1 protein-coding gene is annotated in these 680 nt (G+C 44.9%); it reads right to left on the bottom strand.

The features are described from left to right. A partial coding sequence (locus tag R7Z50_RS27800; protein ID WP_318149794.1) for a GGDEF domain-containing protein occupies positions 1-680 on the bottom strand: 680 nt, incomplete at both ends.

Below are 680 nucleotides of genomic sequence, written 5' to 3'. Positions count from 1 at the left end.
CAACATCAAATCGTCATTACGTACCGCTTGGAGCAGATAACTTTCGAGCTGATTATGGTTGTTCAACTCATGCGTGTGGCTCTCACAGAAGTAACTGTAAGCTTCACCCGACTCTTTACATAGCAACATCGCGTAACAAGCATTTTGTAGAAGTTGTTTGGCGCTGCTCGAGCGATGAGCCTGAACTACGCCAACGTAGGAGTGCAAATGCACTTCTGTGTCGTTGATGTAGAAGTTCCCCACGCTGATATTAGTGATTTTATCAAGCAGATTATGCAGTTTCGAATCAGCATCTTCTCCCCATAACAAAAGCACTAAGTCGTTTGAACTTGGGCGACCAGTAATGAAGTAGTTTGAATCGTTCATCCCAAGGCGCTTACGAAATTCTTTGAGGATCTCATCAAACGCTTCAAAGCCGTATCGAGTTTGTATGCTACGCGCATTACTAAAGCCCACATTTATAACAATTAAAGACTGATGCTCGTGTTCTAGGGATTGAAGCGTATCTTCAACCACCGCTTCCAGTGCGGCGCGATTAAGAAATCCGGTACCTTGGTCATGGGTTTTCTGGTAGTTAACTTGTCTTTCAGCGGCTTTGCGGCGGTCAATTTCTTGAGTGAGTGAAAAGCTGAGTTGGGCGAGGTCAGTGGTTCGGTTTTCTACGCGATTTTTAAGTTCGC

The organism is Vibrio sp. 1249-1 (assembly GCF_033340495.1).
The sequence above is the reverse complement of the archived record's forward strand: the minus strand, read 5'-3'. Positions and strand labels throughout refer to the sequence as shown.